The organism is Duganella sacchari, from assembly GCF_900143065.1.
Taxonomy (GTDB): Bacteria; Pseudomonadota; Gammaproteobacteria; order Burkholderiales; family Burkholderiaceae_D; genus Rugamonas; species Rugamonas sacchari.
This window is the reverse complement of the sequence record NZ_FRCX01000004.1, coordinates 169,053-184,111: the sequence shown is the minus strand read 5'-3', so window position 1 is coordinate 184,111 and position 15,059 is coordinate 169,053. Positions and strand designations below refer to the sequence as shown.

The window sequence follows — 15,059 nt, the reverse complement described above, 5'->3', positions numbered from 1 at the left end:
ATATGGGTAGAGCGCTCCTCCCGGATCGGGGCGTGGCAAGACAGGCGGGAACGCTTACTCTTCTACCTGGCATAGCGTATTCATGAGGGCCGGACCAAATGCGGGGATTCAGCTCCAGTTTTCCGCGCGGTAGCGCGGGTATCGGCCTGTTGATGCTCAGGGTGGCCGTGAGCTTGCAGCTGCTGATGGTGAGCGGCTGCTGCAACGTCACGCCATGGTGGCTTGCGATGCTGGAGCTACTGCTGGTGATGGCGCTGGTGGCCGGACTGCTGACGCCAGTCGCGGCCCTGCTCAGCGCTGCGTGGCAGGTGATATGCCTGGGCTACACAGGCTGGCCGCAAACGGCCATGCTGATGATCGCCACCGTGACGGCGATTGCGCTGGTGCTGATGGGGGCCGGCGCCTACTCGGTGGATGCGCGCCTGTTTGGCCGCCGCCGGCTGGTGGTGCCGTCCGACAGCGACAGATTTTAGTTTTTATTTTAGGAGAGAGATATGCGAGATGATAACGCCATCGTCCAGCAAGCCGACAAAGTGCATGTGCAGGTCGCGCACGCAGATGCGATCATCAGCGCCGGCCTGGCCGCCCTGCTGGGCGCACACGACGACCTGCGGATCGCCGCCCCCGGCGAACGCGCGGATGTCATCATCCTCGATCACCGCGGCGGCCTGGAACACATGCGCCGCGCCGCCAGCGCCCCGCACCACGACGCCCAGCCGCGCGTACTGATCGTCACGCAGCTGGAGCGCGAGTGGGAAGTCCGCACCGCCATGATGGCCGGCGTACATGGCTACCTGCTGCAAAATGCCGATGCCGGACAGCTGTTGGTGGCGGTGCGTTCGCTGAGCCGTGGCATGCGCTACCTGAGTCCGGAGCTGAGCCGCTGTGTGGCCGACAGCTTCACGCGCATCGGCCTGACCAGCCGCGAAACCGATGTGCTGCAACTGCTGGCGCAAGGCCAGTGCAACAAGTCCATCGCGCGCGAACTGGGCATCGGCGTCGGCACCGTGAAGACCCACGTAAAAGGTCTTTTTGACAAACTTGGCGCCACGGCACGTACGCACGCCGTGGTACTGGCGACGCGGCGTGGACTGGTGGGTGACTCTTATCACAATCAGCAGCACTAAGTAGCGGATTCCGTTGTAAAATCCGGGTATGTACGCCCCGACCATCACCATGAGCACCGAACATCGCCAGACGCGTTATCAACGCGTCATGATGTTCTTCGTGCTGATGTTCCTGGCGTTGCAGCTGCTCGGCGCGGGTTCGCACACCCACGCCTACACTGACCACGAACCCGATTGCGCCGCCTGCGCGGTGGTGCATCTGCCCACTGGCGGCGTTCCGCCGGCAACCGTGCATGTCGCGCCAGTCGCGCTGCAAAGCAGCCTTCCGGTGCTGGCGACGCCGGCAGCCGTATGCGCCGCCCAGACCAGCTATCTCACCCCGCCTTCCCACGCGCCGCCTGGCGTTGCTGTTACTTCCATCTGAATTTAAACCGTTGCACGCCCTTTGCGGGCCGCCGCAGCGCCACGTCTGTACATTCAAGGATTTAATATGCAACACACGCCACAACTCCGTACCCTGCCACTGCTGATCGCTGCCGCCTTTTACGCACATCACGCTTACGCGGAAGATACTGCTGCACCAGATGCGGCGCCAATTCCACAAGTGGAAGTCACCGCCGCCCACCTGAAGAGCGCACGCATCGACCTGTCACCCAATGTCGGCACCACCATTTATAGCATCGACCGCCACATGGTTGACCAGCTGGGCCAGGGCGACAACACGCCATTCAATGAAGTGCTGCTGCGCCTTCCAGGCATCAGCCAGGACTCCAAAGGCTCCGGCTCCATCCACGTACGCGACGACCATGGCAATGTGCAGTACCGCGTCAATGGCGTGCAGCTGCCGGAGGCCATCAGCGGCTTTGGCCAGTCCATCGATACGCGCTTTGTCGAGTCGACCGATTTCATGACCGGCGCACTGCCGGCGCAATTCGGCCTGCGCACTGCGGGCATCATCGACATCCAGACCAAGGAAGGCAAGACCCAGCCTGGTGGCCGCATCGGTGTGCTGGTCGGCAGCCATGACCATGTCGAACCAAGCGCAGAGTTCTTTGGCTCGCAGGGCGCATTCAACTACTACCTGTCCGGCAGCTACGAGTCGAATAACCTGGGCATCGAAAACCCGCTGCCGACGCGCAATGCGCTGCATGACCGCACCAAACAGACCAAGTCCTTCGGCGCCCTGTCCTATTTCCTCGACGACGACACGCGCCTGGGTCTGATGTTCGGCACCTATAACGGCCGCTTCCAGATTCCCAACAACCCGGAGCAGTCGCCAGGCTTTACGCTGTCTGGCGCCACGCCGCCCGCCTCGTCGCAGCTGGACCAGCATCAGCGCGAGACCAACCGCTTTGTCACGCTGTCGCTGCAAAAGAGCGTGGGGGCACTGAACTACCAGGTATCGGCCTTTAACCAGTATTCGGAGCTGCACTACACGCCCGATCCTGTCGGCGATCTGGTGTACAACGGCGTCTCCTCCAATACGCTGCGCTCCAACTCCGCCAACGGCCTGCAGTTCGATGCCAGCTACAAGCTGAATGACACGCATACCATACGCGGCGGCCTGGCCTATACGCGCCAGACCACGCACAGCGACAACACCGTGGGCGTGTTCGACATGAACGACGACGGCACCCAGGCCAGCAGTCTCGCCCGCATCATCGTCGACAACGGCAGCAAGACCGGCCGGCTGTCCAGCGTTTATCTGCAGGATGAATGGCATATCGGCGCGCCGCTGACCGTCAACTACGGCGTACGCTTCGACAAGGTGTCGGCCTTCGTCGACGAACAGCAATGGAGCCCGCGCATCAACGTGGCGTACCAGCTGGCCAAAGGCACGGCACTGCATGCAGGCTATTCGCGCTACTTCACGCCACCGCCGCAGGAGCTGGCGGCGCAGTCCAGCATCGACAAATATGCCGGCACCTCGAACGCCCCGGCGGTAGCGGTGTCGGACAATGTGAAGTCCGAACGTACGCACTACTTCGACGTGGGCCTGAGCCACCAGATCAGCGAATCGCTGACCGTGACGGCCGATGCCTACTACAAGAAAATCCGCAACATGCTGGATGAAGGCCAGTTCGGACAGGCACTGATCCTGTCGCCGTTCAACTATGACCGCGGCTATGCCAAGGGCCTGGAACTGTCCGCCGTCTACAGCCAAAAGAACTGGGGCAGCTTCCTCAACCTGACCACCCAGAAGGCGGAGGCGACCAACATCATCTCCGGCCAGTCGCTGTTTGGACCGGATGAACTGGCGTATATCGCCAACCACTATATTCACGTGGACCACGACCAGACGGTCACGGTTTCCGGCGGCGCCCACTATCACTGGGGCGATTCGCAGGTCAGCGGCGACTTCCTGTATGGCAGCGGCCTGCGCCTGACGCCCGATGGCGGCGCCCCCAACTCCGGTCACCTGCCGCATTACACCACGGTCAACCTGGCGCTCACGCATACGTGGAAGGCCACGCCGGTGGGTACGGTGGAAGGCCGCCTGGCGCTCATCAACGCCTTCGACAAATCCTACCTGCTGCGTGACGGTTCAGGTGTGGGCGTCGGTGCGCCACAGTATGGCGAACGCCGCTCGCTGTATGCCGGCATCTCAACCAGCTTCTGATCTTTATTAGGACTCCTTTGTAAATCAGAATTGCGGTGTATAATCCGCCGCATGGACACCAAACCGAAAAAGCCGTGGCAGGATACGCCTGATGTTTCAGCGCGCATCGTTACCTCTATCGGACGCATCGCCAGCGTGATGCGCTCCGGTATGTGGGAATTCGCCACGGCCGAAAACCTGAATCCCACCCAGGCCGAGATGCTGCAGCTGCTTCAGGGCCGCAAGCAGGGTGTGCGCCTGTCCTGGCTCGCGTCGCAGTTGTCGATCAGCGCCGCCAGTGCCAGCGATTCGGTATCGGCACTGGTCGCCAAGGGTTTGCTGTACAAGGCGCGCGCCGAGGATGATGGCCGCGCCACCGCACTTTTCCTCACGCCGGAGGGCGCGGTCATGGCTGCCCGCATCGGCAGCGCCTTGCACTTTGCCGAAGAAGCCGCAGACGCCCTGCCTGCATCCACGCAGACGGAACTGCTTGGCGGCTTGTTCAAGCTGATCGCGCAGTTGCAAAAGACAGAGCGCTTTCCCGAGATGCGGGCCTGTCTGTCGTGCCGCTTCTTTGAACCGAACGCCCACCCGGGCAAGCCTGCGCCGCACCACTGCAATCTGGTGAATGCGCCGCTGTCGGTGTCGTTGCTGCGCATGGATTGCCAGGAACATGAACCAGCCGATCCACTTGCCAAGGCACGCAACTGGAAAGTTTTTGCGTAGTTTTTTGCTTCGTTTTTTTAATCATTTTAATTAGGAGTCCTACCATGCACGCTATCGCTCCCGAACTCCAGGTAGCCGCCTGGCTGAACGCCGCACAGCCGCTGTCGCTGACGCAGTTGCGCGGCAAGGTTGTGGTCATCTACGCGTTCCAGATGCTGTGCCCTGGCTGTGTTTCGCATGGCATCCCGCAGGCCAAAGCCATCCGCGCCGCATTCGATGAACAGGATGTAGCGGTGCTCGGATTGCATTCGGTATTCGAGCATCACGCCGTCATGCACCGCGCGGCACTGGAAGCCTTCATGCACGAATACCGCATCGGCTTCCCGGTCGCGATAGATCAGCCGTCGCCACACAGCCCTGTACCGCTGACGATGGCGCAATATCAGCTGCGCGGTACGCCGACACTGATCTTGATCGATCGCCAGGGGCGCCTGCGCCTGAGCCATTTCGGCCAGGCCGAGGACATGCGGGTCGGTGCACTGATCGGGCAACTGGTGGCCGAAGCCGCACCGCAGCAGGCGCGGTGCGAGGACGGCGCGTGCAGCATTAACTAGCGGCAGATCACAGCCAGAACGCCGGCGTTGACAGATTGCTTATTTCGTAACGTATAATCGGTCGTCATTTTTCCATGGCGGGGCTTATATGATCGATCTGGTGCTGGCGTTCTATCTCGTCTTCATCCTCCCGGTGAGACACCTGTGGCGCAGCGTGCGCCCTTCTACTGCACCCAAGCGTCCACTCGCGCAGCGTTATGTCGCCACCATCCGCGACGTCTGCCTATTGCTGGTAGCGATGCTGGCGTGCTGCTGGTGGAACGGTTACAGCGCTGTGGACCTGGGTCTGACGCTCCCCGCCTCCGGCGTGCCGCTGTGGTGCCTGGGCGCCGCCGTCATCGGCATGGCGATACTCCTTGCCAGCACCTACCGCAGCACCAGCAAAATGACAGACGCAAAACGCGTGGAGATGCTGGACCGCATGCGCGACTCCGGCATGCCAACCACATCGGAAGAATTACGTCTGTGTGTACTGCTGGCCTTCGCCCTCGGCGGCGGCTGGGAATTGCTGTACCGCGGCTTCCTGCTGCTGGCACTGAAACCCTACATCGGCGTCTGGGGCGCAGTCGCCCTGTCCGGCCTTGCCTATGGCGCGGCCCACGGCTACAAGAATCCCAAACAGTTTGCACTCAGCATCGTCATGGCACTGGCATTCGCCGTAGCCTATGCGCTCAGCGGCAGCTTGTGGTGGCTGATGGTGATTCACATTGTGCTGCCATTGAACGGCGCCCTCACTTCCTGGCAGTTGCATGCGCGCCGGCCGGCGCTACAACTGGATTAACTATCAAGCGTGCTGGCGGCCCAAATGTGTTCGTTACGCGTCACATGGCCGCTAATTTCTTGAGTATTAAGCATTGTTGTAGGCATAATCGAAGCGACTTAAACGATCTTGGCCTCACGTGAATCCTATCGTCTTTGCCATTCCAGTCTTCATGGCCTCCATCCTGGTGGAGGTTTGGATAGCCCGTCGCCGCGGTGTCAAAGCCTACGACACCGCAGATGCTTTAACCAGTCTGCATCTCGGCGTACTGAGTCAGGTCACCGGCCTGTTCGTCAAACTGGCGGTGCTTGGCATTTACACCGCCGTCTACAATCACTGGCGTTTCACCACGCTGCCCATCAGCAGCGTGTGGGTCTGGCTGGCGGCGCTGCTGGTCTACGATTTCTTCTACTACTGGGCGCACCGCATGGGCCACGAAGTGGCTGTGCTGTGGGCTGCGCACGTGGTGCACCATTCTTCCGAGTTCTATAACCTGTCCACCGCACTGCGCCAGACATCCAGCGGCTGGATTTTTGGTTGGGTGTTCTACCTGCCGATGGCACTGGCCGGCGTGCCGCCCATCGTCATGGTCGGCGTCGCACTGATCGACCTGCTGTACCAGTACTGGGTGCATACCGAAATGGTGGGCCGCCTGGGCTGGATGGACCGCGTCTTCGTCACCCCCTCCAATCACCGCGTACACCACGGGCAGAACGACTACTGCATCGACAAGAACTACGGCGGCATCCTGATCCTGTGGGACCGCCTGTTCGGTACCTTTGCCGACGAACGCGACGACGAGAAAATCATCTACGGCGTACGCTCGCCGCTGCGCAGCCTGAATCCGCTGTGGGCCAATTTTCACTACTACGCCGACCTGTGGCAATCCACCACGCAGGTCAAGGGCTGGCGGAGAAAGCTGCACGTATGGCTGGGCGGCCCGGGCGCATGGACGGGAGAACCGTTACCCCATTTCGATGGCAGCCAGTACCAGCATTACCGTCCCGGCACGCCAGCGCCGATAGCCGCCTACGCCGCATTGCAATTCGCCCTGCTGGTGCCGTGCGTCGTACACCTGATTGCCACCGGCCCGGCATTGCTGCTGCCCGAACTGACACTGTATGCGCTGCTGATTGTCGCCAGCACCTTTACCGTGGGCGCACTGCTGGAAGGACGCCGCCTGAGCGCGCGCATCGAGCAGGCACGCGGCATGCTGCTTGGCCTGGCGTTTACATTGCTGCCGGACTGGTTTGGATACGAGGCGCCGTTGCTGCTGCGGGCAACGGTGCTGGCGCTCACGCTGGGCGCTGCGTTATGGCTGGAAAAAAACATAAAAGCAAATCAATGGGAGACGACATGAAAACAAATCGCACCGTACTTGCCGCCAGCCTCGCTGCGGCCTTCTTCGTACCACCCGCGTGGGCCGCTGACGATATCCAGTCCGTCGTCGTCACCGCGCAGTCGCGCAAGCAGCTGGTACAGGACGTGCCGATGACCATGCAGGTGGTCACCGCCAAAGACATCGCCAACGTCGGCGCCAAGGATCTGGCAGACCTCAACGGCTACATCCCCGGTCTGACCGTCGATGCCAACGAACCTACGCAGCCCAGCTTCGGCATCCGTGGCGTGCAGGCGGGCGATTTCGGCATCGCCACCGATTCCCCGGTTGGCATTTATGTGGACGGCGTCTACACCGGCAAGACCGGCGGCGCGCTGATGAACTTCATCGACGTGCAGCGGATTGAAGTCGTCAAAGGCCCGCAAGGCACGCTGTTCGGCCGTAACAGCGCAGCCGGCGCCATCGCCATCACCACCAATGAACCGGGCAATGACCTGGATGCATCGGCCCACGTCAAACTGGGCAAGTTCGGCCGCGCCAATGCAGATGTGATGATGAACTACCCGTTCTCCAGCACCTTCGCAGCCCGCCTGGTCGCGGTGCGTTCCGGCAGCGAAGGCTGGGCGGACAATACGGCCACCGGCAAGAAATCCGGCGGCGACAAGGACTGGGCTACTCGCCTGTCGCTGCGCAAGGACTTCGACGCCGCCAAACTGGTGTTCACGTGGGAGCACGAGAACATGGAACAGTATGGCCGTCCGGCCTTTGGCGTCATCAAAGACCCCAACCTGCCGCTGGGCGGCTACCGCGGCGTCTATGACGCGGCCTACGTCGCCAACTTCGTCAACCCGTTCGACGCACCGCTGGCCAACGACCAGCAAGGTACCGAAGGCCGTTTGTTTGACGGCGCCACGCTGCGCATCGAGGCACCTGTGGCGGGCATGACCTTCAATTCCGTCACGGCCTACCGCCGCTTCCAGACCCACAACCTGACCGACAACGATGGCGGTGCACGCCCGGACCTATACCTGACCACACAGGATGCCAAGCACGCGCACAGCTTCCAGCAGGAGTTCAAGCTGTCCGGCAAAACCGATAAGCTGGACTGGATCGCGGGCCTGAGCTTCTATCACAACAATGAACATCAGGATGCGGGCGCCTACGTCACCACCGGCACACTGGATACCCTGAGCCAGTTCCAGGGCGGCAGTCCGAATTTCGCCATGCTGTTTGGCGGCCTTGCGGCAGCTGGCCTGCCGGGCATCAGCCCAAATACGGTATTCAACTGGGATGAGACGCACTACAGCGACGTGCGCACCAGGTCCGCATCGATCTACGGCGACACCATCTGGCACCTGACGCCGCAGACCAACGCCACCATCGGTCTGCGCTACACGCGCGACAACAAGAGCATGACCTGGTTTGTGCCGGGCCGAGTATCGCCGCAACTGGATAATTTCCTCAACCGCTTCGGCCCCTTGGCTGGCCTGGACGCTTCGGCCTTCCCATCGAACGTCATCTTTGGCACCGCCGCGCAACTGGCATCGTCGCCGGTCCAGCGTGAAAAGGACTGGACCGACTGGAGCCCGCGCCTGGTGCTGGACCATAAGCTCAACAAGGACACGCTGCTGTTCACCTCCGTGTCACGCGGCTACCAGGCCGGCGGCTTCAACATCTTCACGCCACCAAATCCGGCTTCCACCACGCGCACCGGCCAGGACCCCAGCTTTGAGCCGGAAAAAATGACCAACTTCGAAGCCGGCATGAAGATGGCGCTGCCGGACATCCGCGCCAGCATCAACGCTTCGCTGTTCGCCTACAAGTTCAAGAACCTGCAGGACATCCAGCTATATAGCGTGGGCACGCTGCCGACTTATAACGTGGTCTCCAGCGACCAGAAGGCGCATGGCCTGGATGTGGATGGCCGTATCCGCATATCGCCGCGCGTATCCTTGTTCGGCGGCTTCGAATACATCGACCAGACTTACACGCGCTACCAGCGTCTGGATGCCAGCGGCAAAGTCACGCTGGACCTGGGCGGCCAGCCAGTCGGCACGCCACGCCTGACCGCGATGGCCGGCATCAATATGAACTGGGAATATGCCGCCGGCCGCGCCAGCGTCAACTTCCAGGGCACGCATGCCACCAGCCAGCGCTGCAACAACGATACCGCCGCCTTGAGCTGCCTGAGCACCGCCAGGCTGAAAACCGGCGAAGCGATGAGCAAATTCGATCTGCGCGTCGGTTGGGATAGCCCAACTTCGCGCTACGGTGTAGCATTGATCGTCAATAACGTCTTCGACCAGCGTTACATCACGTCGCTGGGCGGTCAGACGGAACAATACGGCGCGCCGTATGCTTATCTCACGCCACCGCGCGCAATCGGTGTCGAATTCAGGGCTAGCATGTAAATGGCATCAAAAATCGTACTGGCTGCTGCGGCAGTAGTGGTGCTTGCAGCAGGCGGTGCGGCGACACTGGCGGTGGTGCTGGCCACCAAGCCGCCGGAGCTGTTGCGGGTGGGCGCAAACTACGGCGCCAAGATGGTGTGCTCCAATGTCTTCATCGCCGGCCGCGATGCGCAGGCCGTGCTAGCCGATGACGTGCAGGCGCCCGGCCACCCCATCCTCAAACATCTGAGCGTGCGTGTCGATCAGGAGCGCAAGACGGTGCGCGCGCAGTTCCTGGGTTTTGTCGGCGATGGGCTGGCGGTCTACCGCCCCGGCACCGGTTGCGCGGCGGTACCGGATGGCGATGTAGCGCAAGCCTCGCAGTACCAGTTCAATCCGATCAAGATATGGGCGCCCTCGCCCAACGTGGCCTGGCCTACCGGCTCGCAGGCGGAGAGCAATCCTGCGGTACAGGCGTTGCTGGAACAGGATGCGCTGGCGGGTCCCGGCATGCGCGGCCTGGCGGTGATTCACCGCGGCCGGCTCATTGCCCAGCGTTACGGCGCAGGTTTCAACGCCGCCACGCCCCTGCTGGGATGGTCGATGACCAAGACTGTCAGCGCGGCGCTGGCAGGCATGCAGATCGCCGACGGCAAGCTGTCCTTGACGCAGAGCGGCTTCTGGCAGGACAAGGCAGACAACCGTACGCAGATCACGCTGGCGCAGCTGATGTCCATGACCAGCGGCTTGCGCTACAACGAAAGCTATGGCGACGTTTCCGACGTAACGCGCATGCTGTATCTGGAACCGGACATGGCGTCGTTCACGGCGGCGCAGCCGCTCGAACAGGCGCCGGGCACCAAGTGGAATTATTCAAGCGGCACCACGGTGCTGCTGTCGCGCATCTGGCAGCGCGCCGCTGCCGGCGCCGGGCACAGCGCCACTGCGGCAAGCGTGCTGGCACTGCCGCATGACCGCCTGTTCGCACCACTGGGCATGCACAGCGCGATCATCGAAGCCGATGCACGCGGCAATCTGGTGGGTTCCAGCTATATGTATGCGAACACGCTGGACTGGGCGCGCTTCGGCCAGTTTCTGCTGCAGGACGGCGTCTGGCAAGGCAAGCGCATACTGCCGGCCGGTTTTGTCGAGGGCATGCAGCAGGTGGCGACGGCGTCCGGCGGGCAGTATGGCCAGGGCCAGTTGTGGCGCTGGGGACCATCCGGCGACACGCCGGAAGGACAGAATCCCGACACCCGTTTCCAGCTGCCGGCCGATACCTACTGGATGGAAGGCCACGATGGCCAGAGCATCGCCATCGTGCCGTCGCAGCAACTGGTGGTCGTGCGGCTTGGACTGACGCCGCACAAGCTGCTGTATCAACCGCAGGCGCTGCTGGCGGCAGTCGTGAAACAGGTCCAGCCATGACGGCCGCTGTGCCCTATGGCCTGTTGCGCTATCAGCTGCCGATGCTGTTGACCGGCGCACGCGTGGTGGGCCATACAATATCCCATGCACTGCGTCGCGCCCGCCATGGCGTCAACACGCCGGTGGAACGCCTGATCGCGCCGCCATCGCATGAGCTGGTGGAGCAGTATCTGACCTGGGCCGGCGCCAGCGGATGTTATGCAGGCCAGCTGCCGCCCCATATGGTGTCGCAATGGAGCCTGCCGCTGGTGGGCGAGCTGCTGTTGCGCATGCCCTATCGCCTTGTCACCGTTATCAACCAGGGCGTGACGCTGCGCGTGCACGGTCCTCTGCCACGCGGCACGCCGTTGCTGGTCCGTGCCGGTGTTGACCGCATCGAGGAAACGCCTGGCCGCATCAAGGTCGTGGTGGCGGTCACCACTGGCACCGAACAACAGCCGGCACTGGTCGAAGCGCAGCTGCATATGAGTTTCCTGCTGCCCGGCCCGCGCGCGCCCAGAGCGCAGCAGGAGCGCGGCCCCGAGCCGCAGTGGACTACCGCTGGTCTGTGGCACGCGGATGACCGCGATGGCCTGCGCTTTGCGCTGCTGACGGGAGACTTCAATCCCATCCACTGGTGCGGCCCGTTGGCACGTCGTTCGGTTTTCCGCGGCATGGTGTTGCACGGCTTCGGCAGCCTGGTGCGCAGTTATGAGGTGCTGATGCGGCAGGGTGTGCGCTTTGACGAAATCGACATCCGCTTCGTCAAGCCGGTGCCCCTGCCCTGCGCCGCGCTATCAGTGCAGGTGGCGCCGGAAGGCAGCGCCGACGCCGACGGCTGGCGCGCATTGCGGCTGGCCGGCAACGGCGCCGCGGTCCATCTGGCGGGCCGGCTGCGCTAACGGCTACCCCACGCCAGCCCGTTGCATGGCCGGGTTTACCAGTGTATCGTCACGCCACCAGATCAACCTTAGGGAAGCGCGATGACGATACTGATACTTGGCCTGATTATATTTCTCGGACTACATTCGGTCCGTATTGTGGCGGAGGATTGGCGCACTGCCACGCGCGCGCGTCTGGGCGAGCATGCGTGGAAAGGCATCTACTCGGTGATCTCGCTGATCGGTTTCGGGCTGATTATTTATGGCTACGGCATCGCACGCGAAACGCCCGTCGTGGTCTGGGCGCCGCCACCATTCACGCGCCATATCGCCGCCCTGCTGGCCGTCATCGCGTTTGTCTTTATCACCGCCGCCTACATTCCGCGCAACGGCATCAAGGCCAGGCTGCACCATCCGATGACGCTGGGCGTGAAGACCTGGGCGCTGGCTCACCTGATCGCCAACGGCACACTGCACGACATCGTGTTGTTTGGCAGCTTCCTGGCATGGTCGGTGCTGCTGTTCCGCGCCTCCCGCAAGCGCGATGCGGCGATGGGGACAGTCTACCCGGCCGGTAACGGCGCGGCCACCGCGCTGACCATCGTAGCCGGCGTCATAGGAGCGGGCATATTCGCCGTCTGGCTACATGGCCCGCTGATTGGCGTACGTCCCTTCTAAAGGCACTTGCCGCATCCAGCGGCAGCAGCATGCCGTGCGGCCCGCAGACTGCAAAATCGCCTAGAATATTTGACAACCTCTCTACCGGTAAAGGACTGTCATGACTGATTGGACTAGCGGATACGTTGCAAATGTTGGTTACACCTATGGCTATTATGCTGAGCTCTCGCCGCTGCGTGCGCAGCTGCTGATGCTCAATGCCGGCCTGGCGCTGCCCCAGCATGGCATTGCCTGTGAACTGGGTTTTGGTCAAGGCGTCAGCGCCAACGTTCACGCCGCCGCTTCCGGCAGCACCTGGTACGGCACCGACTTCAACCCTTCTCAGGCCGCGTTTGCACGCGATCTCGCGGCCAGCTACACCAATGGCGCACAGCTGTACGACCAGTCGTTTGCAGAATTTTGCAGCCGTGACGACCTCCCCGATTTCGACTACATCGGCCTGCATGGCATCTGGAGCTGGATCTCCAACGAGAACCGCCACATCATTGTCGATTTCATCCGCCGCAAACTCAAGGTGGGCGGCATCGTCTACGTCAGCTATAACACGTCTCCAGGCTGGAGCGCCATGGTCCCGGTCCGCAACCTGCTGGCACGCCATGCCGAGATCATGACGCCCCCCGGCGCGGGCGTGGTGGGCAAGGTCGATAGCGCGATTGCCTTCGCCCACAAATTGTGGGCCGCCAATCCTCTTTTTGCGCGCGCCTATCCCTTGATCGGAGAAAAGCTCAAGGCCATGGAAAAACAGGACCGCCACTATCTGGCGCATGAATACTTCAACCGCGACTGGCTGCCCATGTCGTTTGCAGAAATGGCAGACTGGATGGAGACGGCCAAACTCAGTTTCGGCTGTTCCGCCACGGCGCTGGACCATCTGCCGCAGCTTCATCTGAGCGCCGAGCAGAAGACGCTGCTCAACGAGATTTCAGATCCGGTATTCCGCGAGAGCGTACGCGACTTCGTCGTCAACCAGCAGTTCCGGCGCGACTACTGGGTCAAGGGTCCACGTCCCCTTAACGCGCTCGAACGCGTAAGCCAGCTACGCCAACTACGCCTGGTCATGATGCGCCCACTGCAGGAAGTGGACATGACCATCACCGGCACGCTGGGCCAGGGCACCATGGAAGAAAAAGTCTACCGCCCGTTGTTGGAGCTGATGTCCGATTTTCGTCCACGGACTTTGGGTGAAATCGAATTTGCACTGCGCGAGTACCAGGTCAACCTGATCCAGCTAGTGGAGTGTGCGCTGGTGATGGCAGAAAAAGCCGTGCTGGTGGCGGCACAAGATGATGATGCCATTGCCGAGGCCCGCCCCCGCACCGCCCAGCTGAATAAGACGCTGCTGACGTATGCCCGTAACGGCAGGGGCCTGGCTTATCTGGCCAGCCCGGTCACTGGCGGCGCGTTGCCCCTGTCGGTGGTTCAGCAACTGCTTCTGCTGGCTTACGTGGAAGGCAAAAAGCAGTCAGACGAATGGGCAGAATACGCATGGCAGCTGCTCAAGATACAGCAGCAGGCAGTCCTCAAGGACGGCAAGGCGCTGGAGGGCGATGCGGCGAATCTTGCGGAACTCAAGGTGCAGGCTGCCGGTTTCCAGACCAGCCGCCTGCCCATGCTACAGGCTCTCGGCGTAGTCTGAACCGTAGGCCACGTGGACTGCATTGCGGCCGTCCTGCTTGGCCGCATACAGCATCTTGTCGGCCTGCGCCAGCCATTCGGCTGGCGTATGCTCCTTGTTCATGTAGGTGACGCCGATCGAAATGGTGATGGGGTGGGACTCCAGCAGCGTGGCTGAGGCCACTGCGGCCCTCAGCCCCTCCGCCAGTCGCGCCGCCGCACTCAGGCCGGCGCCGCTGGCGATGATCGCGAACTCTTCGCCGCCGTAGCGGAACAGGCGGTCCGACGAGCGCGTGTGGCGCCGCATCAGTTCCGCCAGGCGTATCAGCACCTTGTCGCCCGCCGCATGGCCATACTGGTCGTTGACTTGCTTGAAGTGGTCCAGATCCAGCAACAGCAGGCTCGATTCCAGATGCGGACGGCGCTCCTGCGCATGCTCGGCCAGCTTACGTTCCAGCGCGCGGCGGTTGCCGATGCCGGTCAGGAAATCCAGCTCCACGGCCGTGTGCAGTTCCTTGTTCTGCAAACCGGTGCGATACGCAAAGATGTAGGCGAACAGATTCACCAGGCCGATGGTCACGACAATGGTCATCAGGTTCACCACCGCCAACTGCGACACCAGGATGCCCACCAGCGCCACCAGCCCGACGCTGTTGATGGCCAGGGCCACTGTCGGCCGCAGCACGAAGTAGGCGGCAATCATGGTGGGGTACACCCAGTACACCAGCGACACACCGCGCAGATAGACGGTGGTCAGCATGCCGAGCGAATAGAAGATGGTCACGCCCAGGCTCGCGATCTGGTATCGGCCAGTGCGCCAGACGTGCACGATGACGGCAAACATCCCGCTTACCAGCGCCATGTCTACCGCAGCCGAGGCCCAGCTGCCTTGCAGCAGCCGGTAGATGCCGAACGGCAGAATGCTGGGGATACTCAGGGCGCACAGCAGCATCAGGATGATCTCTTCCTGACGCCGCTGGCGCCCGCCCGACAGCCAGCGCCAGCGGCCAGCGCTACTGATGTCGGTCCTGCTCATGGTGGCGC

The 15,059-nt window shown here is 62.2% G+C and carries 14 protein-coding genes; 13 read left to right on the top strand and 1 reads right to left on the bottom strand.

The genetic code is table 11. The features are described from left to right. Positions 1-98: 98 nt before the first annotated feature. The 13 genes from BUA36_RS09870 (at position 99) to BUA36_RS09810 (ending at position 14,037) form a co-directional block, all read left to right on the top strand. Positions 99-473: a DoxX family protein gene (locus tag BUA36_RS09870; protein WP_072784002.1), complete on the top strand. Its 375-nt coding sequence runs from the start codon at positions 99-101 to the stop codon at positions 471-473. 21 nt (positions 474-494) lie between these two features. Next, the gene (locus tag BUA36_RS09865; protein ID WP_072783999.1) at positions 495-1,127 is read left to right on the top strand and encodes a LuxR C-terminal-related transcriptional regulator; all 633 of its coding nucleotides are present in this window, start codon (positions 495-497) and stop codon (positions 1,125-1,127) included. A 28-nt stretch (positions 1,128-1,155) separates the two neighbouring features. Further along, positions 1,156-1,491: a hypothetical protein gene (locus BUA36_RS09860; protein ID WP_229255657.1), complete on the top strand. Its 336-nt coding sequence runs from the start codon at positions 1,156-1,158 to the stop codon at positions 1,489-1,491. Positions 1,492-1,557: 66 nt separating this feature from the next. Further along, a complete protein-coding gene (locus tag BUA36_RS09855) occupies positions 1,558-3,687 on the top strand; it encodes a TonB-dependent receptor (RefSeq protein WP_072783996.1) in 2,130 nt (709 codons plus the stop codon). A 51-nt stretch (positions 3,688-3,738) separates the two neighbouring features. Beyond that, positions 3,739-4,392 carry a MarR family winged helix-turn-helix transcriptional regulator gene (locus tag BUA36_RS09850; protein WP_072783994.1) on the top strand — a complete coding sequence of 218 codons (654 nt, stop codon included), beginning with the start codon at positions 3,739-3,741 and terminating at the stop codon, positions 4,390-4,392. Between the two features lie 44 nt (positions 4,393-4,436). Continuing rightward, positions 4,437-4,946, top strand: coding sequence for a peroxiredoxin family protein (locus BUA36_RS09845; RefSeq protein WP_072783993.1), 510 nt, complete (start codon positions 4,437-4,439; stop codon positions 4,944-4,946). A gap of 88 nt (positions 4,947-5,034) precedes the next feature. Continuing rightward, on the top strand, positions 5,035-5,727 hold the full coding sequence (locus BUA36_RS09840) for a CPBP family intramembrane glutamic endopeptidase (protein ID WP_072783992.1): 693 nt from the start codon (positions 5,035-5,037) through the stop codon (positions 5,725-5,727). Between the two features lie 118 nt (positions 5,728-5,845). After that, positions 5,846-7,066, top strand: coding sequence for a sterol desaturase family protein (locus BUA36_RS09835; RefSeq protein ID WP_072783991.1), 1,221 nt, complete (start codon positions 5,846-5,848; stop codon positions 7,064-7,066). Continuing rightward, entirely contained in the window at positions 7,063-9,456 is a 2,394-nt protein-coding gene (locus BUA36_RS09830) for a TonB-dependent receptor (protein ID WP_139260457.1), read from the top strand. The genes BUA36_RS09835 and BUA36_RS09830 overlap by 4 nt, the downstream gene beginning before the upstream one ends. After that, the gene (locus BUA36_RS09825) at positions 9,457-10,863 is read left to right on the top strand and encodes a serine hydrolase domain-containing protein (RefSeq protein ID WP_072783989.1); all 1,407 of its coding nucleotides are present in this window, start codon (positions 9,457-9,459) and stop codon (positions 10,861-10,863) included. Then, the gene (locus BUA36_RS09820) at positions 10,860-11,744 is read left to right on the top strand and encodes a MaoC/PaaZ C-terminal domain-containing protein (RefSeq protein ID WP_072783988.1); all 885 of its coding nucleotides are present in this window, start codon (positions 10,860-10,862) and stop codon (positions 11,742-11,744) included. Before BUA36_RS09825 ends, BUA36_RS09820 begins: the two co-directional genes overlap by 4 nt. A gap of 81 nt (positions 11,745-11,825) precedes the next feature. Continuing rightward, positions 11,826-12,401, top strand: coding sequence for an NnrU family protein (locus BUA36_RS09815; protein ID WP_072783987.1), 576 nt, complete (start codon positions 11,826-11,828; stop codon positions 12,399-12,401). A 100-nt stretch (positions 12,402-12,501) separates the two neighbouring features. Next, positions 12,502-14,037 (top strand): class I SAM-dependent methyltransferase, encoded by a 1,536-nt coding sequence (locus BUA36_RS09810; RefSeq protein WP_072783986.1) that lies wholly within the window; start codon positions 12,502-12,504, stop codon positions 14,035-14,037. Here the strand turns inward: BUA36_RS09810 and BUA36_RS09805 are convergent. Next, complete coding sequence (locus BUA36_RS09805) at positions 14,014-15,051, bottom strand: GGDEF domain-containing protein (protein ID WP_072783984.1); 1,038 nt, start codon at positions 15,049-15,051, stop codon at positions 14,014-14,016. The two genes, BUA36_RS09810 and BUA36_RS09805, sit on opposite strands and share 24 nt — an antisense overlap. Positions 15,052-15,059: the final 8 nt, after the last annotated feature.

What these genes read in the sequence shown, in the direction of transcription:
- BUA36_RS09830 (WP_139260457.1), top strand. Translation starts at nt 7,063, where the DNA reads ATGAAAACAAATCGCACCGTACTTGCCGCCAGCCTCGCTGCGGCCTTC.
- BUA36_RS09850 (WP_072783994.1), top strand. Translation starts at nt 3,739, where the DNA reads ATGGACACCAAACCGAAAAAGCCGTGGCAGGATACGCCTGATGTTTCA.
- BUA36_RS09845 (WP_072783993.1), top strand. Translation starts at nt 4,437, where the DNA reads ATGCACGCTATCGCTCCCGAACTCCAGGTAGCCGCCTGGCTGAACGCC.
- BUA36_RS09805 (WP_072783984.1), bottom strand. Translation starts at nt 15,051, where the DNA reads ATGAGCAGGACCGACATCAGTAGCGCTGGCCGCTGGCGCTGGCTGTCG.
- BUA36_RS09870 (WP_072784002.1), top strand. Translation starts at nt 99, where the DNA reads ATGCGGGGATTCAGCTCCAGTTTTCCGCGCGGTAGCGCGGGTATCGGC.
- BUA36_RS09815 (WP_072783987.1), top strand. Translation starts at nt 11,826, where the DNA reads ATGACGATACTGATACTTGGCCTGATTATATTTCTCGGACTACATTCG.
- BUA36_RS09820 (WP_072783988.1), top strand. Translation starts at nt 10,860, where the DNA reads ATGACGGCCGCTGTGCCCTATGGCCTGTTGCGCTATCAGCTGCCGATG.
- BUA36_RS09865 (WP_072783999.1), top strand. Translation starts at nt 495, where the DNA reads ATGCGAGATGATAACGCCATCGTCCAGCAAGCCGACAAAGTGCATGTG.
- BUA36_RS09860 (WP_229255657.1), top strand. Translation starts at nt 1,156, where the DNA reads ATGTACGCCCCGACCATCACCATGAGCACCGAACATCGCCAGACGCGT.
- BUA36_RS09855 (WP_072783996.1), top strand. Translation starts at nt 1,558, where the DNA reads ATGCAACACACGCCACAACTCCGTACCCTGCCACTGCTGATCGCTGCC.
- BUA36_RS09810 (WP_072783986.1), top strand. Translation starts at nt 12,502, where the DNA reads ATGACTGATTGGACTAGCGGATACGTTGCAAATGTTGGTTACACCTAT.
- BUA36_RS09825 (WP_072783989.1), top strand. Translation starts at nt 9,457, where the DNA reads ATGGCATCAAAAATCGTACTGGCTGCTGCGGCAGTAGTGGTGCTTGCA.
- BUA36_RS09840 (WP_072783992.1), top strand. Translation starts at nt 5,035, where the DNA reads ATGATCGATCTGGTGCTGGCGTTCTATCTCGTCTTCATCCTCCCGGTG.